Raw genomic sequence first — 19,902 nt, 5'->3', positions numbered from 1 at the left:
CTTCCGGCTCAGCGTTCGATGCCGGTGGGGGCCAGCCAGCCGGCGATGTCGGCGACCACGGCCGCGTCGACGTGCTGGGGCGCCTCGTAGTCCGCGGGCGTGGAGGGGCCCGAGCCGGGGAAGAACAGGTGGTCGCCGGCGTCGTGGACGCGGAAGGTGACGTCCGGCCGGTGGGCGAGCCCCGCCTGCCAGCGGGCGAGATCGTCGGCGACGGTCACCTGGTAGTCGCGGCCGCCCTGCAGGATGAGCATCGGCTTGCCCAGCGCGGCCGCGGCCGCCACCGGGTCGTAGCCGCGCAGGTCCAGCCAGTACGCCGCCGAATAGCCGAACGGCAACTCCGCGGCCGGCGTGGCGGGCGACAGATCGGGGCTGTCGACGAGCGCGGCCTGCCGGGTGATCACCTCGACCGCGGCCCGCATGCCGGGGTCCAGCGAGGCGAGGTGACGGACGACGCGCACGGCGGCCTGCTGCATCGGCTGGGCGTCACCGGCCAGGAGCACCAGCCCGGCCACCGACGGCTCGGCGGCGGCCACCCGCGGGGCCACCTTGCCCCCCATGCTGTGGCCCGCGACGTAGACGCGCGCGGGGTCGACGGACGGGTGACCTCGCAGCAGGTGGAGGGCGGCGACGGCGTGCGGGACGTACTCGTCGGTCATCGTGAGGCCGGCCGGGAGCCGGTCGGCGTGGGCGTAGGTCACCTTGTCGAAGCGCAGCACCGCCACGCCCCGGGCGGCCAGCCCCCAGGCCAGGTCCTTGAGCGGCTTGTTCGGCCCGGCGGTGCCGTCGCGGTCGAACGGCCCGCCGCCGCCGAGCAGCACCACGCCGGGCCACGGTCCGTGCCCGCGCGGCAGGCTGAGCGTCCCGGGCACGGCCAGCTCGCCGGCGCCGACGGTGACCTCCTGCTCGCCGAACGTCTCGCGGCGGGCGTACGGCGGCGGCGTCCACGGCTCGGCGGCCGCGGGCGCGAGCCGCAGGCCGTGCAGCAGGCCGCTGTCGTCGACCGACACGATCAGCGTCATCGCGCCCCGCTCGCACGTCACCGGGACGCTCACCCGGACCGGCCCCGCCTCGCCCGGTTCGGCGCTGGGTGTCCCGATCACGGAGATCGCCCCGATCTTGGTGATCTGACTGTCCCAGCCGACGCGCAGCGTCTCAGCGGAGACCGCCGCGCGCAGTGCCGGCGCGAACGTCTCCTCGACCTCCGCGAAGCGCCCGTCACGCGCCATCTCGACGACCGCCGTGGCGACCGCCGCCGGGTCCGTTGCCCTCGCCATCCGGCACCCCACCTTTCTCTATTTTTGCGAACGGTAGCACAGTATGAGATCGTTCAGGAGTGGACCCCTTGGAACTGCTGGCGCATCCCGTGCGGTTGCGGATCGTGCACGCGATGCGCGGCGGGCGCGAGCTCACCACCGCCCAGCTGTGCGCCCGGATCCCCGACGCCTCGAAGGCCATGCTCTACCGGCACGTCGAGCTGCTCGCCGGCAGCGGGATCCTCGAAGTGGCCGGCGAGAGACGCGTGCGCGGCGCGGTGGAGCGCCGCTACCGGCTCCGCCACGACCGGGCCGCCGTCGGCACCGAGGCGCTCGGGACGTTGTCGCCCGAGGACCACAAACGCGTCTTCGCCACCGCGATGGCCGTCCTCGTCGCCGAGTACAACGCCTACCTCGGCCGCGAGGACGCCGACCCGCTGGCCGATCTCGTCGGCTACCGGCAGCACGCCGTCTGGCTCGATCGCGAGGAGCTGGAGGAGATGATCGGCGAGCTGCGCCGCGTCATCCTGCCGCGGCTGGCCAACCAGCCGTCGGAGGACCGCGCCCGCTACCTGCTCAGCCCGATCCTCTTCCCGGTCGAACAGCCACCCGCCGAGTCCGGATCCGACTGAGGCCGATCCCCGGCATCGTGGCGTCCCCGACCAGCGCCGGGGCCGCTCATCTTCGATCACTTTCGATCCGGTTCGGCGACCGCCGCCCACCCCTTTCCTTGCGTGATCAATTGTGATCAAATGTGCCGATCACAATGATTAACAAGGTATTGACCTGATTGAAATGACCGGACATGATCTGACGCACCGGTAAGCGCTTACCCCCCGAGGATCGGTGACGTTGACGACGCGACAGCGACCGCAGGCCCTGCTGGTCATGGATCCGGCGACGTACGGCCTGCAGTTCCAGGAGCCGCAACTGCGCCGTCTGCGCGCCCTGGCCGAGCTCGGCGACCCCGTCTGGACCGACGACCTGGACGCGCCCGAGGTGCGGCGCCGGCTGCGCGAGGCCGAGGTGCTGGTGACGTCGTGGGGCTGCCCGCCGCTGACCGCCGACCGGCTGGCCGACGCGCCCCGGCTGCGGGCGATCTTCCACTGCGCGGGCACGGTGCGCTCGTTCGTCACCGACGAGGTCTGGCGGCGCGGCCTGCTGGTCACCAACGCCGCCGACGCCAACGCCATCCCGGTCGCCGAGTTCACCCTGGCCGCGATCATCTTCGCCGGCAAGAAGGCCCCGTTCCTGGCTCAGGACGCGCGCGAGCACCGCGACGACTGGTCGTACGCGGCCCGCCGCGGCGAGCTGTCCAACCGCGGTCGCACGGTCGGCGTCATCGGCTTCTCCCGGGTGGGCCGCCGGGTCGTGGAGCGGCTGCGCAGCCTGGAGATGGACGTCCTGGTCGCCGACCCGTACGCCGACGCCGGCGAGGTGGCGCAGGCGGGCGGCCGCCTGGTCGCCCCGGCCGAGCTGCTGGCGAGCTGCGACGTGCTGACCCTGCACGTGCCGTCGCTGGCCTCCACCCGCCACCTGATCGGCGCCGCCGAGCTGGCCCTGCTGCGCGACGGCGCGACGGTGATCAACACCGCGCGCGGCGCCGTGCTGGACACCGCCGCGCTGGAGCGCGAGTGCGCCTCGGGCCGGCTCGACGCGATCCTCGACGTCACCGACCCCGAGCCGCTGCCGGCCGATTCGGTGCTGTACGACCTGCCCAACGTCATGATCACTCCCCACGTCGCCGGATCCCTCGGAAACGAGACCCGGCGGATGAGCGAGTGCGCGCTCGACGAGCTCGAACGCCACCTGTCGGGCCGGCCGCCGCACGCGGCCGTCACCCCGGGCGCGTTCAGCGTCAGCGCGTGAGAACCCCCCTTGTGAGGAGAGGAGACCGGAGCAATGACCACCTTCAGGAGGACCGGCGGACGGCGGCGGGCGGCGAGAGCCCTGGCCCTCGTGGCCGCACTCTCGCTCACCATCGCGGCCTGCGGCTCGGGCCCGGAGGAGTCCGCCGAGGCCGGCGGGAAGATCACCCTCGGCGTCACCGTCTGGAACATGGCCAAGACACCCGAGTTCAAGGCCCTGTTCGACGCGTTCGAGAAGGCCAACCCGGACATCACCATCAAGCCGGTCGACATCCTCGCCGACGACTACTCCGACAAGGTCACCACGATGCTCGCGGGCGGTGACAAGACCGACGTGATCACCATGAAGAACGTCACCGACTACGCGCGCTACTCCACCCGCAGCCAGCTCCTCGACCTCACCGCCCTGGTCAAGGCGACCGACACGACCAAGCTGGCCGGTCTGGACGCCTTCAACGTCGGCGGCTCCTTCTTCGCGCTGCCGTACCGGCAGGACTTCTGGCTGCTGTACTACAACAAGACGATCTTCGACAAGGCGGGCGTCCAGCTCCCCGAGACGCTCACCTGGGACGACTACGCCAAGCTGGCCAAGCAGCTCACCCAGGGCGAGGGCGGCAAGAAGGTCTTCGGCGCCTACCACCACACCTGGCGCTCGGTGGTGCAGGCCGTCGCGGCGGCGCAGACCGGCGGCGACCAGCTCAGCGGCGACTACACCTTCTTCACCGACCAGTACACCCTGGCCAAGGGCCTGCAGGACGCGGGCGCCGTGCTGGACTTCGGCACGGCCAAGGCGCAGCAGGCCGACTACCGCACCCTGTTCGAGTCCGGCACGACGGCCATGATGCCGATGGGCACCTGGTACATCTCCGGCATCCTGGAGGCCAAGACGAAGGGCTCCTCGGACGTGGAGTGGGCGCTGGCGCCGATGCCGCAGCGGCCGGGCGCGACGGAGGTGACGACGTTCGGCTCGCCGACCGCGTTCGCCGTCAACAAGCGGGCCGGGCACGCCGACGCGGCCAAGAAGTTCGTGGAGTTCGCGGCGAGCAAGGCGGGCGCGGACGCGATCACCAAGGTGGGCGTGGTGCCCGCGCTGCAGAGCCCGGAGATCACCGAGGCCTACTTCGGGCTGCCGGGCATGCCGGCGGACGCGCTGTCGAAGAAGGCGTTCGAGCCGGGCAAGGTGGCGCTGGAGATGCCGGTCAGCGAGCACAGCGCGGACATCGACACCATACTCAAAGAGGAGCACGAGCTGATCATGGTCGGTGACAAGCCGGTCGCCGACGGCATCCGCTCCATGGGCGACCGGGTGAAGAACGAAGTGCTCGACTAGGCCATGACTCAGGCATCGACGCGACCCCGCGCCGGGCGGCGGCCCGCCTGGCGCGGCATCCTGATCGGCTGGAGCTTCATCCTGCCGAACTTCGCCGGCTTCGCGCTGTTCACGCTGGCGCCGATGCTGGCGGCGTTCACGCTGGCGTTCCTGGACTGGGACTCCTTCGGCACGCCGGAGTGGGTGGGCCTGGCGAACTTCCAGCGGCTGCTCGGCGACGAGAACTTCCATGTCGCGCTGCTCAACACCCTCACCTACGCGGCCGGTCACATCCCGCTGACGCTGATGGCCGCGCTCGGGCTGGCGATGGTGCTGAACCGGCGGATCGGCGGCGTGCGGTTCTTCCGCACGGCGGCGTTCTTCCCGTACATCACCTCGCTGGTCGCCGTCGCCGTGGTGTGGAACATGCTGTTCAACCCGACGTCCGGGCCGATCAACCAGGTGCTGGAGGCGCTGGGCGTGGCCGACCCGCCCCGGTGGGTGGCGAGCACCGACTGGGCGATGCCCGCCGTGATCGTCACGAGCGTGTGGCGGGACATGGGCTACTACATGGTGCTCTTCCTGGCGGGCCTGCAGACGATCCCGCAGGAGTACCACGAGGCCGCGACCGTGGACGGGGCCGGCGCCTGGCAGCGCTTCTGGAACATCACGCTGCCGTGCCTGCGGCCGACGACGTTCTTCGTGCTGGTGATGCTGACGATCCAGAGCTTCAAGGTGCTCGACCTGATCGTCGTCATGACCGACGGCGGACCGGGGCGCAGCACGCTCGTGCTGGCCCAGCTCGTCTACCGGGAGGGCATCACCCAGGGCCGGTTCGGTTACTCCTCGGCGATCGCCCTGGTGCTCTTCGTCATCGTGCTCACGGTGACCGTCGTCCAATTCCGGCTCAACGAGCGCAGGAGCGCCTCATGACCGCGCCGCACGACGCTCCCCCGGCCGCCCCGGCCGCTGCTCCGGTCGCCGCCTCGGCCGCTCCCGCGCGCCCGCCCGCCGGCGCGGGCCGGGCGCGCGGGCGGGTCCGGCTGGTGCTGGCCTACCTCTCGCTGAGCGTGGTGACGGCGCTGGTGCTGGTGCCCTTCGCGTGGATGTTGTCGTCCTCGCTGAAGCGGGACAACGAGGTCTTCGCCGTGCCGATCCAGTGGATCCCGGACGAGCTGCGCTGGTCGAACTTCATCGACATCTGGGACCGGATCCCGCTGCTCACCTATCTGGGCAACTCGGCGCTGCTGTCGGTCACGATCACCTGCCTGCAGGTGCTGACCGGCAGCTTCGCCGCCTACGGGTTCGCCAAGGTGCGCTTTCCCGGGCGGGACGCGCTGTTCATGGCCTACGTCGCGACGATCGCGGTGCCGTGGCAGGCGTACATGGTGCCGCAGTACATCATGATGCAGCGGGCGGAGCTGACGGACACCTACTGGTCGATCATCCTGCTCCAGGCGTTCGGCGCGTTCGGGGTGTTCCTGATGCGGCAGTACTACCTGTCGATCCCGGACGACCTGTGCGAGGCGGCGCGCATCGACGGGCTCAGCGAGTACGGCATCTACCGGCGCATCATCCTGCCGCTGTCGAAGCCCGCGCTGGCGAGCCTGGCCCTGCTGACGTTCGTCAACACCTGGAACGACTACATGGGGCCCTTCATCTACCTGACGAGCAACGAGTTGTGGACCGTGCAGCTCGGCCTGCGCTCGTTCGTCGGCCAGTACGACGCCGAGTACGCGATGATCATGACGGGCGCGGTGTTGTCGGTGCTGCCGATCCTGGTGGTCTTCCTGTTCGGGCAGCGCTACTTCATCCAGGGCATCGCGACCAGCGGGCTCAAAGGATGAAGATCCTGCGGCCCGCGCGCCAGGAGGTCTACGAGCGCCTCTTCGCCGCCGTGCACACCGCCCTGATGACGAACGTGCTGCTCGCCGTCTCGTGCGCGCCGCTGCTGGCGGCGCTGGCGATCGTGCGGGACCCGCCGGCGTCGTGGCCGTTCTTCGCGGTGTTGTCCCTGGTGTGCGGGCCGGCGCTGGCGGGCGCCTTCGGATGTTTCGCCGCGCTCGGGCAGGGCTCGGCCGGGGTGACGCGCACGTTCTGGGCCGCCTACCGGCGGGCGGCGCCGCGTGCGCTCGCCGTGTGGGCGGCCGGGACGGCGGTGGTGAGCGTGCTGGCCGTGGACGCGGTGGCGGTCGCGGGCACGGCGTGGGGGCCGGTGCTGGTCCCGTTCTTCTGCACGGCGGCGGCGCTGGTGGTGGCCGTGATGCTCGCGCTGGTGGTGCTCATCGCCGAACCGGCGGCCGGCCGGGTGCGCGCGCTGCTGCGGCCGTGTCTGTACCTGGTGGCGCGGCGCTGGTACCTCGCCGCGGCCAACCTGGTCGTGCTGGGCCTGGCCGCCGGCGTCATCCTGGTCAAGCCGGTGGCCGGGCTGCTGGTGGTGTGCTCGCCGCTGCTGTACGCCGTCTGGGCCACCACCCGCTTCGTCCTCGCCCCGATCCTGCCGGCTCCCGGCATCCGTCCGGCGCCCTGGGCCCGGCCGGACGACCGCCCGGCGGGAGCGGGGCGGCCGGTCAGCCGAGGGCGACGCCGTACATCGCCTTGATGATCTTGATGGGGATGTCCAGGGTCGTCGGCTCGAGGGTGGCGTGGACGACGACGCTCCGCCGGCCGTCGTCGGCGCACAGCGCGAGGGTGAAGGATCCGGGGAGGGTGCCGCTGACGCCACGGACGGTCAGGCCGCCCATCCCCGCGCTGTCGAACTCGATCACGCCGAGGCCGTAGCGGGCGTGCGGCAACCAGACGGCGCCGTCGCCGGCGACCATGGTCCACATCTCGTGGTGCTGAGCCGGTGGCAGCAGGCCGCCGGTCGCGATCGCCTGGAGAAAGCGGGTCAGGTCTTCGGTGGTGGAGACGATGCCGCCGGCCGCCCAGCCCCATGAGGTGTTGAGCGCGGTGACGTCGACGGGCGGCTTGTCAGGGTCGATCATCGACGCCCAGTTCTCCGCGGTGAGCGTCGCCGGGTCGACGCCGTCCTTGAAGGCGCCGGTGACGTAGGCCGTGGGATGCGGGTGGAGATAGCTCGTGTCGCCGGCGGGCCGTACGTAGGTGCGGGTCAGGCCGAGCGGCCGGATGACCGTGCGTTCGACTTCGGCGGCGTAGGTGTCGCCGGTGACCTTCTCGATGATCGCACCGGCCAGGTAGTAGCCGCCGTTGGCGTAGATGAACCCCTCGCCCGGCTCGCCGGCCGGCGGCTGGGACACCGCGAGCCTCACCAGCTCGGAGGTGGTCCAGACGCGGGCCGGTTGCGTGAGGATGCTCTGCTGCAGTTCTGGTGCGAGGCCGGTGAGGAACAGGCCGCCGGTGTGGTTGAGCAGATGCCGGATGGTGATCTTGTCGCCGTCGTAGCCGCCCGCCTCCAGGACGCCGGGCAGCCAGGTGTTCACCGGGTCCTCGAGGCTCAGCCTGCCTTCGGCCGCCAGGGCCAGCACGGTGGCGGCGGTGAAGGCCTTGCCGGAGCTGCCGATGTGGAGGTACTCCCCGGGCTGACGACGACGCCCGGTGGCGAGGTCGGCCACTCCCGCGGTGCCGAACCATGTTCCGTCGGTGTCGTGAACTTCGGCGACGATGCCGGGAATGCCGTCCGCGGCAGCCCAGTCCAGGATCTGCTGCACCTCTTGGTGGATGTTTCGTGCCATGGTGATGCCTTTCTGGAGGAGAACGAGTTGGTCGGCAGATGCCGGGAGGGGTTCAGCGTCCTCTGCGCATGTAGGCGCGGAGCGACAGCGGGATGAAGATCACCAGTAGCGCGGCCGACCAGAGCAGGACGGCGGTCACCGGATGCGCGAGTGGCCAGGCCACGTTTCCGGACAGGGCGCCGGGGTTGCCGAACAGCTCCCGTGAGGCGGCGGTGAGCGCGCTGACCGGGTTCCAGTCGGCCAGGAAGCGCAGCCAGCCCGGCATGCCGGCGGTCGGCACGAACGCGTTCGACAACATCGTGACCGGCAGGCCCAGCGGCACCAACGCGTCGGCGACCCGGTCGTTCTTCACCGCCAGGCCCACATAGACGCCCACCCAGCTCAGCGCGTACCGCAGCACGATCATCAGCAGGAACGCCTGGGCCGTGGGGATCAGGCCGCGGTGCGGCTGCCAGCCCACCAGCAGGCCCGTGCCCACCATGATGGCCAGCATCAGCAGGCCGGTCAGCAGGTCGGCGCCGGTCTGCCCGAACGGCACCGCCAGGCGCGCCATCGGCATGGAGCGGAACCGGTCCATCACCCCCTGGGAGGCGTCGCCGGCCATCCGCGTCATGACCCCCAGCCACGCGGAGAAGGTCACCATCGCGAACAGGCCGGGCATGAGGTACTCGCGGTAGTCGCCGCCGCCCGGCACCTGGATCGCGCTGCCGAAGACGTACCCGAACAGCACCACCATGACGGCCGGGAAGACCAGCGCGGCGATGAGCTGCCCGGGTTCTTGCCGCAGCCGTCCCAGCTCGCGGCCGACCAGGGTCAGTCCGTCGGTGAGCGTCCAGCGCAGGCGGCCCAGCGGCGAGGTGAGGGCGGTCATCGGACGGGCTCCTGACGGTCGGTGAGGCGCAGGAACACCTCGTCGAGGGTGGGGCGGCGCAGGCTCACGTCGGCGGCGGCGACTCCGGCGCGGTCGAGCTCGCGCACGATGCCGGCGAGCCGGAGGCCGCCGCCCGGCAGGGCGACGCTGAGCCGGTCGGCGCCGGCCGTCGTGGGTGCGGCGCCGGCCAGGGCGTTCAGGACGGCCGCCGCCTCAGGCAGCGCGGCGGGGTCTTCGAGGGTGACGTCGAGGCGGTCCCCGATCGTGGCCTTCAGCTCGTCGGGCGTGCCCGTGGCGATCACCCGCCCGTGGTCGACGACGGCGATGTCGTCGGCCAGCTGGTCGGCCTCGTCCAGGTACTGCGTGGTGAGCAGCACCGTGGTGCCGTCGGCCACCAGCGCGCGGATGCCGTCCCAGATCTCGCCGCGGCCGCGCGGGTCCAGGCCGGTGGTCGGCTCGTCCAGGAAGAGCACGTCGGGGCGCAGGATGAGGCAGGTGATCAGGTCGAGCCGGCGGCGCATGCCGCCGGAGTAGCCGGCGACCGGGCGGTCGGCCGCGTCCATCAGGCCGAAGCGCTCCAGCAGCTCGTCGGCCCGCCGGTGCGCCTGGCGGCGGGGCAGGTGGGAGAGACGCCCGAACATGCGCAGGTTGCCGCGGCCGGTGAGCTTGTCGTCCACCGCGGCGTGCTGGCCGGCCAGCCCGATCCGCTCGCGCACCTTGCCGGCCTCGCGGACGACGTCGTATCCGGCGATGCGGGCGTGCCCGGCGTCGGGATCGGACAAGGTCGACAGGATGCGCACCGCGGTCGTCTTCCCCGCGCCGTTGGGCCCCAGCACGCCGCAGACCGTTCCTCTCGGAACGCTCAGGTCCAGCCCCCGCAGCGCCTGGGTGTCGCCGAAGGACTTGTGCAGCCCCTCGGCGACCACGATCGGATCCAGCATGACCCCTCCACTGGGTACGGTGTACGCGGTTTCGGGTCAGGCTAGATTACTGGGTACGATGTACGCAACTGGAGAGGAGGAGACGGTGGCCGACGCCGAGTACGTCAACATCTGGATGCGCCCCGAGCGCCCCGCCCGCGGGCCGAAACCGGTCTACAGCCGCGCGCAGATCACCGAGGCGGCGATCCGGATCGCCGACGCCGAAGGGCTGGAGGCCGCCACCATGCGGCGGATCGCCGCCGAGATCGGCGCCGGCGCGATGTCCCTCTACCGGTACGTCCCGAGCCGCGACAACCTGGTCGAGCTCATGGCCGACCGGCTGATGGGCGAGATCGACCTCACGGGCATGCCCTCGGGCGACTGGCGCGCCGACCTGACCCGCTACGCCGACGAGTTGCGGGCCATGTGGCGCAGGCACCCGTGGATCGCCACCGTGCAGCGCTCACTGCCCGGCCTGGGCCCCAGCCAGCTGCTCCTGATCGAACGGCTGATGGCCGTGCTCGACGCCTTCGTCTCCATCGACGAGAACCTCGGCCTCATGGCCATCCTGACCGGCTACGTCGAAGGCACCGTCCGCGAGGAGATCAGCTCGGCCGAGGAAGTCCGCCGCAGCGGGCTCAGCGAGACGGAGTGGATGGCGCGCAGCTACCCCTACGTCGACCGGCTGGTGAAGAGCGGGGAGTACCCGATCTTCACCAAGATCGTGATGGAGGCGCGCCAGCCGCACCTGAGCCGCGACGACCAGTTCCGGCACGGGCTCCAGCGCGTCCTCGGCTGCATCGCCGCGGCCCTCCCGGCAACGGCACAATAGCCGCACAAGTCATGTCCCCCACCGCTTGGAGTAGCGATGTCCTATCCGCCGCCGCGTTACGTGCAGGACGACGGGATCGCCAGTGCCGCCTACCGCCCGGCCGGCGCACCGCCGGACCTGACGATCGGAGTCAAGTCCCGGGTCGGCTATCTGGCGACCGGTGCGAGCACCGACGGCCAGTTCGGCCTCTACCGCTGGGACATGGCCGCGATCCCGAACGGCCCCGGCGCCCACTTCCACCGGACCTTCTCCGAGTCGTTCTTCGTCCTGGAGGGCACCGTCTCGCTGTACGACGGCGAGCAATGGCTGAAGGCGACGCCGGGCGACTTCCTGTACGTGCCACCCGGCGGGGTCCACGCCTTCAGCAACGACTCCGGCGCGCCCGCGTCCATGCTGGTGCTGTTCACGCCGGGGGCGCCCCGGGAGGCCTACTTCGAGGAACTCGCCGCGATCGTCGCCGCCGGCCGCCTGCTCAGCGACGAGGAGTGGACCGAGCTGTACGCCAAGCACGACCAGTACGCCGCACCGTGACCCCCGGCCGACCCGGGCAGGCCGGCGTCAGCGGCCGGCGGGCCGGGCGCCGTCCGCGCTCGCCCGCCTGCCCGCCCGCCACTCGGGCGCGAGCACCGACCAGACCTCGACGTCGTGGCGCTTGCCGCGGTAGGGGAAGCTCTCCCGCAACACGCCGTCCTTCGTCAGCCCGAGGCGCTTGGCCGCGGCGATGCTGGGCGTGTTCTCCGCCGCGGCCAGCCACTCCACGCGGTGGATGCCCCGCTCCTCGACCGCCCAGTCGATGAGCACGCGGATCGCCCTGGTCACCAGGCCCTTGCCGGCGGCGGACGGCTCCAGCCAGCAACCCACCTCGGCGGTGCCGGCCTCGACGTCCATCGTGCGGAACAGGACGCCGCCGACCAGGCCGCCGCCGGCCCAGATGCCGTACATCCGCCCGGTGTCGGCCGCCGCCTTGTCGGCGTAGCGCTGCAGGTGCGCGCGGCTGGAGGCGAGGTCGGTGACGAGGTCGGGCAGCCCGATGTACTGCCCGATGAACGCACGCCCGCGCTCGATGTGAGCCAGGAACTCCTCGGCCCGCCACGGTTCGAGCGGGCGCAGCTCGGCGCCGTCGTCGCCCAGGGATATCGCGAACATCATCCTCCTTGACCATAAATCAGGACATGGCAACCAGGGGATCGTCTCACGGCGGGCCGCTCAGCGGCGGTGGGCTCGGTAGACCCTGGTGACATAGGGCAGGTCGAAGGAGGGCGGCAGGCCGGCGGGATCGCGCCCGTCGCCGAGCCGTCTCGGTAGGCGTTGAGGAGCCGCGGCAGCCGGGCCATCAGGACGGACCCGCACCGATGTCCGGCCGATGTCCGCCCGGTGTCCGGTGGATGCCCTGGCCGCGAACCCGCGGCCGATCGACAGTGGAGGACATGGGACTCACAGGTCTTCGGCCTCCCGTGCGCAGGCACGGATCATCCGCCGAGTTCGGGCTGCTCGGCCCGCTGGTGGCCCGGGTCGGCGGGCGGGCGGTGGAGTTCGGCTCGCCGAAGCAGCGGATCGTCGTGGCGGCCCTGCTGCTCAACGCGGGGCGGGAGGTGGCCGTGGAGGAGCTGGTGTACACGATCTGGGGTGGCGCGCCTCCCCGCCATCCGCGCCGCGCGGTCCAGCTCTACGTGACCCGGATCCGGGCGGCGCTGGCCGAGGACGAGCCCGGCCAGGTGATCGCCACCCGGCGCGGCGGCTACGCGATGGAGACGACGGGCGATCACGTCGACCTCGGCCGGTTCGAGTACTGGCAGGAGCGGGCCAGGCAGGCGGCGCTGCGGGGAGACCTCGACGCGGAGACGGCCCTGCTGAGACTGGCCCTGGCTCAGTGGCGGGGGGAGCCGCTGGCGGACGTGCCCTCGGACGCCCTGCACCACAGGGACGTCCCCCGGCTGCGCGAACAGCGCCTGAAGGCGCTGAACCGGCGTATCCAGGGAGACCTGCGCCAGCGCCGGCACGCCGAGCTGATCGCCGAACTGCGGGCGCTGACCGCCCGGCACCCCTTCGATGAGAGGTTCCGGGGCTACCTGATGACCGCGCTGCACGCCGCCGGCCGCCGGGCGGAGGCGCTGGAGAGCTATCGCTCGGCTCATCGGACGCTGGCCGAGGAGCTCGGCATCGCCCCGGGCCACGAGCTGCAGGCGCTGCACCTGCAGATCCTCACCGACGGCGGCGGCATCACCGCTCGCCGGCGTTCTCCGGCGGAGTCAGGAAGTCCTGCAGCTCGCGGTGCCGGAACTGGTAGGTGGCGCCGCTGACCCGCAGCAGCCGCGCCTCACAGGCCCAGTCGAGAAAGGTCCACAACCGCAGCGGGAGCAGCCCGCGCGTGGCCGCGACCAGGAGGCCGATCATGGTCCGGGCCCAGGCGATCGCGCCGAAGGCCAGCCCGAAGGTCACGCCGCCGATGAGCGCGCACACCAGCGACCGCACCACGTCCCCGTTCATGACGAACACCAGGAAGGCGGCGAGGGCGCCGGTGAGGCCGAAAGCCAGTCCGATGGCCGGGTTGCGGTGCAGGGCCTCGCGCGGGTGGGCCAGCTCCGCGTCCCTGCTCCAGCCGCCCGTGGCGATCTTGAAGACGACTCCGAGCGCGAAGGCCAGCACGAAGGCGCCGCCGGCCCCTGCGGCCAGCGGCAACGGGCCCGCGTGGGCCAGCCGCAGCGGCGCCAGCCCGGTGAGCGCGCCGCATAACCCGAACCCCAGCAGGGTGAGGGGTTCGGCGCGGATCGCCTCGGACACCGTCATGCGCTCGGCTCCCCGCCGGCCGGCCGCGGTCAGCCCGATGACCGCGCCCAGCACCAGGCCCCCGGTTCCGCCCGCGGTGACGGCGAAGACGGGACCGAAGACCGTTCCCGCGGTCAGGACGAGCCCGGCCAGGCCGCCGAGCACGCCGACGGGCACGCCCGCCACGGCGCCCAGCAGCCCCCCGGTCACCCGCCGCCGGTGCGGGACGTCGATCCGCCCGCCGGCGGCGGCCGGCCAGGGCGACAACGACAGGCGGGTGGCGATGGCCACCCAGCCCGCCATGAGCGCCACGGTGAGCAGTTGCTCAGGGTCGGGCCCTCCGCGCGGGGCGCCGGCCCCGTCGGCCGCCGACCCCGTCCAGAACGCCAGCATGGCGATGACCGCGAGGATCACACAGCACAGGCAGTGCAGCGCCCGGACGCGCCGCCGGCCGCCGATCGGCCACAGCAGGTGGGGGACGATGTCGATCGCCGTCAGGCCGGGCGGCGGCCGATCGGTCTCGGCGCCGCGGGCGGCCTGCCAGCGCAGGTGCGCCGCCAGGTGCACGAGCCACGATCGCACCTGGCGGGGCTGGTACGGCGTGCCGCCGGCGGTGCGGGGCGTGAGCTCGGTCGCCGCCGGGACGTACGCCTGCAGCAGCCTCCCGGCGATGAGCGCCGCTCCCTCACCGGGGTCGGCGTCCGGGTCGGCGTGCAGCAGCCCGGCCGGGTCGGCGCCGGACTCCACGGCGGTCACGCTCAGCAGCAACCGCCATGGTGTGGCGAGGGCGGCGTGCACGGCCTTGCCCGCCGGTCCGGACAGGATCTCGTGGATGACGTCGCGGTGCCTGCGGCAGGGATGGCCGTCCGGCCAGCGGGCCAGCAGGTAGGTGCCGATCTGCTCGGCGGTCAGGTTGTGCAGGTGGATCCGGGCGGCGTCGTCGAGCACGGCCCCGGCCGCACGCAGCTCGGCGTGCCGATCGGCGCGGCAGGTCACGACGACCGCGCCCGGCCGTCGTCCGGACAGGTCGCTGTAGCGGTTGAGCTCGGCCAGCAGGGCGATCGCCCGGCGCGGCGGGGCCGTCGACGGCTCGGGGTCCAGCTCGTCCAGTCCGTCCACCACCGGCAGCACCCGGCGGTCGCGCACCAGGCGCAGCGCGTCCTGGGCCGCGAGGCCGAAGTTTTGCGCCAGTTGCTCGGCCAGCCAGCCTTCGAACGGCCTGCCCAGCGTCCAGCGGGCCGCGTTCAGGCGTACCGGCACCGGCCGGGTGTGATCGGGCCGTCCACCGGCGGCCAGCAGGGGCTCCAGCAGGCGCAGCACCAGCTCGATGGCGAGCACCGTCTTGCCCGCCCCCGACTCCCCCACGACCAGCAGGCGCCGCGTGCGCAGGCCGCCGAAGAAGCGGCCGATCGTGTGCAGGTCCTCCGTGACCTCGCCGGAGCCGGTGGAGCCGGTCTGCGGGCTGAAGGAGACCGGCGCGATGGTGTAGCCGCCGAGCAGCCCTTTGCGTGCCCGGTCCTCCTCCCGGAGCACGCGCCGCGCCAGCAGCTCGGCCGCGTGATCCGGCCCCTCGATGCCCTCCACGGGAACCGCCGCCGCGACTGCCGGGACCCCTGGGGCCGCTGCCGGCGGCTCCGGTGCGGGGGCGGCGGACGCGGCGAGGGCCGTTCTGGCCGCCCGCCAGCGTTCGAGCTCCGCGGGCAGCAGTTCGCCCGGATAGTCGCAGTAGTGGAAGCAGGCGGTGACGAAGGCCCGGACGAAGTCCCAGCGTGGCAGCCGGTCGGCCTGCCGCAGGACGTGCGAGGTCGTGCTCTTCGGCAGCGCGTCGACCGTGGCGCCGTCGGAGGCCACCGTCTGGCCGCCGAGGGAGCGCAGCCTGCTCAAGGACGGCTGGCCGGCCCACTGCCTGAGCCGGATCAGCGCCCCGACGAAGTCCGGCGCGCCGCCGGCCTCGGTGGGATCGGGCGGAGGGGTACGGCCGGCGTTCATCGCTGCCCCGCCCCCACCGGCGACCACGCGAAGGTGGCGCTGCCCCGCCGCGGCCACCGGCCCTGCCGCCAGCGGCCCTCCAGGGTGTGCACGTGACGCGCCTCCATCAGGAAGTTGCGCGCCTCGTCGGCCTCGACCAGCTCACGGCCGACCGCGATGGGCACGAACCCGTGCCGGGGGATGTACACCCATCGGCCGCGGTCCCAGTCATAGGGGTCGAACCAGCGGTGACGGACCGTGCCGGACACGCGCACCTGCGGCCCGTCCCTGGTCAGGACGAACGAGCCCTGTGAGCGCAGCAGGCTCATCCTGCTGACGTAGAACAGCTCCGTGCCGATGAAGGCGCTGATCCGCGCGTCCCAGTGGTCGTGCACCCAGCTCGACGCGCCGTCGCGCAGCAGCCCCGCCTCCCGGGTGAGCTGCCGTTCGAAACGGCGCTGGTTCCTGCGCTCGGCTTTCCTGATCACGTGGAACGAGCGCAGCCACCGCGGCGACATCGTCCGGGGCACTCCCGTGCCGTCCATGAAGTGCTCCAGGAAATCGGAGGCGATCGGGTGGAACTCGCGGCCACCGTCGACGATCGAACGGAACAACACGACCAGCTCGGGAACGGGCCTGCCCGTCCGCCGCCGTAACCCTCGCAGGAACATGCTTCTCTCTTCGTGGTCGGGGCTGGGCTCGCGTCCGGAGCCGGGGTCACGGACACGTCCGGCGGTACTCTTCTTGCGGCGGCACATGGTTCTGCCATTCCTCGCGGGTCAGGGAGCGGCCCGCGTTGGCGCACGCGGCGGCCACCACGTCGGCGGGCGTGCCGGCGTTCCACAACCGCGCGGTCCCGTCGCCGCCCACCGTGGCGACGGCCGTCCCGTCCTTGCCGTAGGCGACGGCGGTGACGCCGCCGGTGTGGCCGCTCATCGGGGCGCCGAGCTGCCGGTGCACCCGCAGGTCCCACAGCCGCAGGTCGCCGGCGGTGTCGCCGGTGGCGAGGAGCAGGCCGTCCGGGCTGAAGGCCAGGGCGTTGGTCGCGCTGTCCTCGACGATCAGGGCGATGCCGGCCGTGCGGCGGCGCGCCACGTCCCACAACCGCACGGCGTGGTCGGCGGCGGTGAAGGCCAGGGTCCGGCCGTCGGGGCTGAAGGCCAGGGCGTTGACGAGCCCGCCGTCGGCGGCGGGCGGCGAGCCGGTGATCTCGCGGCGGGCGGCCACGTCGAACAGGCGCACCCGGTTGTCGAACCCCGCGCTCGCCAGGGTCGCGCCGTCGGGGCTGATCGCGATCGCCGTGATGACGTCGGTGTGGCCGGGGACGTGGATGCGCGGCCCGCTCTCCCTGCGGCGCGCGACGTCCCAGAACGCGATGGCCTCATCCTGCTGGACGGCGGCGAAGGCGCCGTCGGGGCTGAGCCCGGTCACGCCGTGCAGCGTCGCGTCGTGGGCGATCTCGCGGCGGCCCGCGACGTCCCACAACCGCAGGCCGCCCGAGCCGGCCGTCAGCAGGGTCCGCCCGTCGGGGGTGAAGGCGATCGTGGCCACGGAGCGCCGGGCGCTGCGGGAGGTCACGGCCCGGGGTGTCAGCGGGGGGCCGATGGGCCGCTGGGTGGCCACGTCCCACAACTGGATCGCGGGGTCGTCCTTGCCGGGCGCGCCGGCGGCCAGGGTGCGCCCGTCGGGGCTCAGCGCGGCGGCGGCCCGTGCGGGCATCGGGGTCCCGACCTGCAGGTGGATCCGCGGGTCGGCCAGCCGTACCACGCCGTCGCCGCCGGCGGCGGCCAGCAGCCCGCCGTCCGGGCTGAAGGCGACGCGCTCGACGCCGCTGACGTTGTCGGCCAGGACGAGCACCTGCTGCAGGCCGGCCGTGTCCCACAGGATGGTCCGGCCGGCGCTTCCGGCGGTGGCCACCCGGGTGCCGTCCGGGCTGAAGGCGATCGCGTTGAATCCGGCGGGACCCTGCCGCAGCACGCCCGTCTGCCTGCGGGTGGCCACATTCCACAGCCGGGCGGTGTTGTCCCAGCTCACGGTCGCCAGGGTGGCGCCGTCCGGGCTGATGGCGACGTCGATGACGGCCTCGGCGTGCCCGGTGAACGCGGCGCCGAGCGGGCGGGAGGTGGCGGTGTCCCACAACCGTGCCGTTCTGTCGTTGCCGGCGGTGGCCAGGGTCGTGCCGTCCCGGCTGAAGGCCACCGCGTGGATGAGGGCCGGGCGTCCGGGGCGGTCGTCGGCGCGGCCCATGGGCCGGCCGTGCGGTCGGTGCGTGGCCGCGTCCCACTGCTGGACGATGCCGCGGAAGTCGCCGGTCACGAACGTCTTGCCGTCGGGGTTGTAGGCGAGCGCCGAGACGACCTGCTCCAGCTGGAGCGGGGCCCCCAGCTCGCGGCGGGTGGCCACGTCCCAGAACCGGACGGTGCTCAGGCACGCCGTGGCCAGCGTCCGGCCGTCGGGGCTGAAGGCAGGGCGGACGGCCGAGCACTCGTGGGCCGGGTGGGTGATCGGGGCGCCGAGCTGCCGGCGCGAGGCCGCGTCCCAGAGCCGGGCGGTGCCGTCGTCGCCGCCGGTGACGACGGTCGAACCGTCGGGGCTGAACGCCAGCGCCATGACGCCTCGGGTGTGGCCGGTGAGCGTTCCCCGGCCGGTGCGGGTCGCGGCGGCCAGCACGCGGTTGCGGGCCTCGTCGGTGGGCGAGATCCGCCACGCCGCCACGGCCAGCATCGAGGACAGGCCGGCGTCGCCGGTGACCTCGCTCTGGGCCGCCAGCTGGCGGGAGGTCGCCACGCTGCGTTCCCGCCGCGCCTCGTTCGCCGCGCCGGCGGCGGCGCCGGCCGCGCCGAGGGCGAGCACCGACAGCGTCGCCAGGCCGGCCATGACGAGGCGGCGGCGGCGGCCCGCGCGCCGCCTCTCGCGCGTGGAGGCCGCGACGAAGGCCTCCACGGTGGCGCCGGGCGGCGGGAAGCTGTCGGGGTCGCGGTCCCAGCGGGGCCGGCTGTCCTGGACGGCCAGCAGCCGCGCGCCCCGGTAGAGGAAGGCGGGGTCGCGGTGCTCGCCGGCCCATTGCGCGGCGGCGTCCAGGAGCCGGTCGTAGACCGCTTGGGCGGCGAGGTCGGGTTCGAGCCACTGCCGCAGGGTGGGCCAGGCGGTCAGGAGCGCGTCGTGGGCGATCTCGGCGCTGTCCTCGTGCAGGGTGAGCAGCCGCCGGCCGGCGAACGCCGACAGCAGCGCCGCGGCCCGCTCGCGCGGCTGCGCCGAGTGCGCGGACACGGCGGCGTGCAGCTCGCTCAGCGTCGCCCGGCGCCGGGCCACCTGCCCGCCCGCGGTGATCACCGTCATCCGCCGGAACACCCGGAGGGCGGCCTTGCGGTCCTCCGGCGGCAGCCGGGCCAGGACCTCGTCGGCCGTGCGCCGCACCGAGTCGCGGACCCGGCCGGACTCCTCGTACCCGCGCACGGTCAAGGTGGCGTCCCGGCGTCGTTCCCAGGTGTTGCGCAGCGCCTGCGACAGCAGCGGCAGGGCGCCGGCCTGGTAGCGCCCGGCGGCCGGGCCGCCCTCGCGCAGCTCGCCCAGGATGGTCTCCACCAGGCCGGGCTCGATCCGCAGGTCCGCCGCCGCGGCCGGGCCGGTGATCGCCAGCCGCAGGTCCGGCTCCGTCATCGGCTCGACGATGACCTGTCCGTCCTGGATGGCCTCGGCGAAGCGCGGGTAGGCCGCGCAGCGGTCCCAGTAGTCCGCGCGCACCCCGATGAGCACCGCGGCGCCGTTCGCGGCCAGGGTGTGCAGGGCCTGGACGAACGCCTGGCGCTCCCGCTCCTCGCTCACCAGGGTGAACAGTTCCTCGAACTGGTCGACCACCAGGACGAGACGGCCGGCCGGGGGGGCGGCCTCGCGCAGCGCCCGCCGCGGGTCGTCGCGTAATCGCTGCCCCGCCGTCGCGGCGGACCCGCCGAACCGCCGCGCCCACGCGTGCCCGAGCGCGCCGAACGGCGCCGCGCCCGGCGTCAGGAGCAGGCGCGGCCAGTGGGGTGATCCGGCGACCGCCAGCCCGCCGCGCGCCAGCGCCGGCAGCACCCCCGCCCGCAGCAGCGACGATTTGCCCACCCCCGAGGCGCCCGAGACCAGCAGGACGGACCCGTGGTCGGCCACCCGCCGTGCCAGGCGCTCCAGGAGGTCGGCGGTCGCCCGTGCCCGCCCGAAGAACAGCTCCGCCTCCCCGCTCTCGAACGGCGCCAGCCCCTGGTACGGGCACACCTCGTCCAGATGGTCGCCCTCCTCCCGCTCCCCCATGGCGCTCATTGTGGCCAATGGCCGCCATTCCCATCAATCACGTTCGCGTGGAACGCCGGGAATGTGAGTTTCCTCGGTGTGCCGTCCGATTCCGTGCCATCTCGTCCCACCCCTGGCCTGAACAGCCCGG

17 protein-coding genes are annotated in these 19,902 nt (G+C 73.1%); 9 read left to right on the top strand and 8 right to left on the bottom strand.

Going from position 1 to position 19,902, the window contains the following annotated elements; translation table 11 throughout:
- Window positions 1-8: 8 nt before the first annotated feature.
- Window positions 9-1,274, bottom strand: a complete 1,266-nt coding sequence (locus tag ACWD0F_RS33245; protein ID WP_449882640.1) for a serine aminopeptidase domain-containing protein — start codon at window positions 1,272-1,274, stop codon at window positions 9-11.
- Window positions 1,275-1,333: 59 nt separating this feature from the next.
- On the opposite strand from ACWD0F_RS33245, the gene ACWD0F_RS33240 reads away from it, so the two are divergent.
- From ACWD0F_RS33240 to ACWD0F_RS33215, 6 genes are all read left to right on the top strand, one after another.
- On the top strand, window positions 1,334-1,885 hold the full coding sequence (locus ACWD0F_RS33240; RefSeq protein WP_449882638.1) for a helix-turn-helix domain-containing protein: 552 nt from the start codon (window positions 1,334-1,336) through the stop codon (window positions 1,883-1,885).
- Window positions 1,886-2,105: 220 nt separating this feature from the next.
- On the top strand, window positions 2,106-3,122 hold the full coding sequence (locus tag ACWD0F_RS33235; RefSeq protein ID WP_449882636.1) for a hydroxyacid dehydrogenase: 1,017 nt from the start codon (window positions 2,106-2,108) through the stop codon (window positions 3,120-3,122).
- Between the two features lie 33 nt (window positions 3,123-3,155).
- Window positions 3,156-4,451 (top strand): ABC transporter substrate-binding protein, encoded by a 1,296-nt coding sequence (locus tag ACWD0F_RS33230; protein WP_449882634.1) that lies wholly within the window; start codon window positions 3,156-3,158, stop codon window positions 4,449-4,451.
- A 3-nt stretch (window positions 4,452-4,454) separates the two neighbouring features.
- Window positions 4,455-5,363, top strand: coding sequence for a carbohydrate ABC transporter permease (locus ACWD0F_RS33225; RefSeq protein ID WP_449882631.1), 909 nt, complete (start codon window positions 4,455-4,457; stop codon window positions 5,361-5,363).
- Window positions 5,360-6,277 carry a carbohydrate ABC transporter permease gene (locus tag ACWD0F_RS33220; RefSeq protein ID WP_449882629.1) on the top strand — a complete coding sequence of 306 codons (918 nt, stop codon included), beginning with the start codon at window positions 5,360-5,362 and terminating at the stop codon, window positions 6,275-6,277. The genes ACWD0F_RS33225 and ACWD0F_RS33220 overlap by 4 nt, the downstream gene beginning before the upstream one ends.
- Window positions 6,274-7,032 carry a hypothetical protein gene (locus ACWD0F_RS33215; RefSeq protein ID WP_449882627.1) on the top strand — a complete coding sequence of 253 codons (759 nt, stop codon included), beginning with the start codon at window positions 6,274-6,276 and terminating at the stop codon, window positions 7,030-7,032. Before ACWD0F_RS33220 ends, ACWD0F_RS33215 begins: the two co-directional genes overlap by 4 nt.
- On the opposite strand, the gene ACWD0F_RS33210 is transcribed toward ACWD0F_RS33215, so the two are convergent.
- From ACWD0F_RS33210 to ACWD0F_RS33200, 3 genes are read right to left on the bottom strand one after another with little or no spacing between them, the layout of a single operon-like run.
- Window positions 7,001-8,125, bottom strand: coding sequence for a serine hydrolase domain-containing protein (locus tag ACWD0F_RS33210; RefSeq protein ID WP_449882624.1), 1,125 nt, complete (start codon window positions 8,123-8,125; stop codon window positions 7,001-7,003). The genes ACWD0F_RS33215 and ACWD0F_RS33210 overlap by 32 nt on opposite strands.
- Window positions 8,126-8,177: 52 nt before the next feature.
- Window positions 8,178-8,996 carry an ABC transporter permease gene (locus ACWD0F_RS33205; protein ID WP_449882621.1) on the bottom strand — a complete coding sequence of 273 codons (819 nt, stop codon included), beginning with the start codon at window positions 8,994-8,996 and terminating at the stop codon, window positions 8,178-8,180.
- Window positions 8,993-9,937 carry an ATP-binding cassette domain-containing protein gene (locus ACWD0F_RS33200; RefSeq protein WP_449882619.1) on the bottom strand — a complete coding sequence of 315 codons (945 nt, stop codon included), beginning with the start codon at window positions 9,935-9,937 and terminating at the stop codon, window positions 8,993-8,995. Before ACWD0F_RS33200 ends, ACWD0F_RS33205 begins: the two co-directional genes overlap by 4 nt.
- A gap of 58 nt (window positions 9,938-9,995) precedes the next feature.
- Between ACWD0F_RS33200 and ACWD0F_RS33195 the strand changes: the two genes are divergently transcribed.
- On the top strand, window positions 9,996-10,748 hold the full coding sequence (locus ACWD0F_RS33195; protein WP_449882616.1) for a TetR/AcrR family transcriptional regulator: 753 nt from the start codon (window positions 9,996-9,998) through the stop codon (window positions 10,746-10,748).
- 36 nt (window positions 10,749-10,784) lie between these two features.
- Window positions 10,785-11,279 carry a cupin domain-containing protein gene (locus ACWD0F_RS33190; RefSeq protein ID WP_449882613.1) on the top strand — a complete coding sequence of 165 codons (495 nt, stop codon included), beginning with the start codon at window positions 10,785-10,787 and terminating at the stop codon, window positions 11,277-11,279.
- A gap of 27 nt (window positions 11,280-11,306) precedes the next feature.
- Here ACWD0F_RS33190 and ACWD0F_RS33185 read toward each other — a convergent pair whose 3' ends face one another.
- Window positions 11,307-11,894 carry a GNAT family N-acetyltransferase gene (locus tag ACWD0F_RS33185; protein ID WP_449882719.1) on the bottom strand — a complete coding sequence of 196 codons (588 nt, stop codon included), beginning with the start codon at window positions 11,892-11,894 and terminating at the stop codon, window positions 11,307-11,309.
- A gap of 281 nt (window positions 11,895-12,175) precedes the next feature.
- On the opposite strand from ACWD0F_RS33185, the gene ACWD0F_RS33180 reads away from it, so the two are divergent.
- Window positions 12,176-13,048, top strand: a complete 873-nt coding sequence (locus ACWD0F_RS33180) for an AfsR/SARP family transcriptional regulator (RefSeq protein ID WP_449882610.1) — start codon at window positions 12,176-12,178, stop codon at window positions 13,046-13,048.
- On the opposite strand, the gene ACWD0F_RS33175 is transcribed toward ACWD0F_RS33180, so the two are convergent.
- Genes ACWD0F_RS33175 through ACWD0F_RS33165 form a run of 3 tightly spaced genes read right to left on the bottom strand, consistent with a single transcriptional unit; the run spans window position 12,969 to window position 19,772 of the window.
- Entirely contained in the window at window positions 12,969-15,503 is a 2,535-nt protein-coding gene (locus ACWD0F_RS33175) for an NACHT domain-containing protein (protein ID WP_449882607.1), read from the bottom strand. The genes ACWD0F_RS33180 and ACWD0F_RS33175 overlap by 80 nt on opposite strands.
- The gene (locus tag ACWD0F_RS33170) at window positions 15,500-16,153 is read right to left on the bottom strand and encodes a hypothetical protein (protein WP_449882604.1); all 654 of its coding nucleotides are present in this window, start codon (window positions 16,151-16,153) and stop codon (window positions 15,500-15,502) included. Before ACWD0F_RS33170 ends, ACWD0F_RS33175 begins: the two co-directional genes overlap by 4 nt.
- A 46-nt stretch (window positions 16,154-16,199) precedes the next feature.
- A complete protein-coding gene (locus ACWD0F_RS33165; RefSeq protein WP_449882602.1) occupies window positions 16,200-19,772 on the bottom strand; it encodes an nSTAND1 domain-containing NTPase in 3,573 nt (1,190 codons plus the stop codon).
- Window positions 19,773-19,902: the final 130 nt, after the last annotated feature.

The sequence above is a fragment of the Nonomuraea sp. NPDC002799 genome, assembly GCF_053592075.1.
The sequence above is the reverse complement of the archived record's forward strand: the minus strand, read 5'-3'. Positions and strand labels throughout refer to the sequence as shown.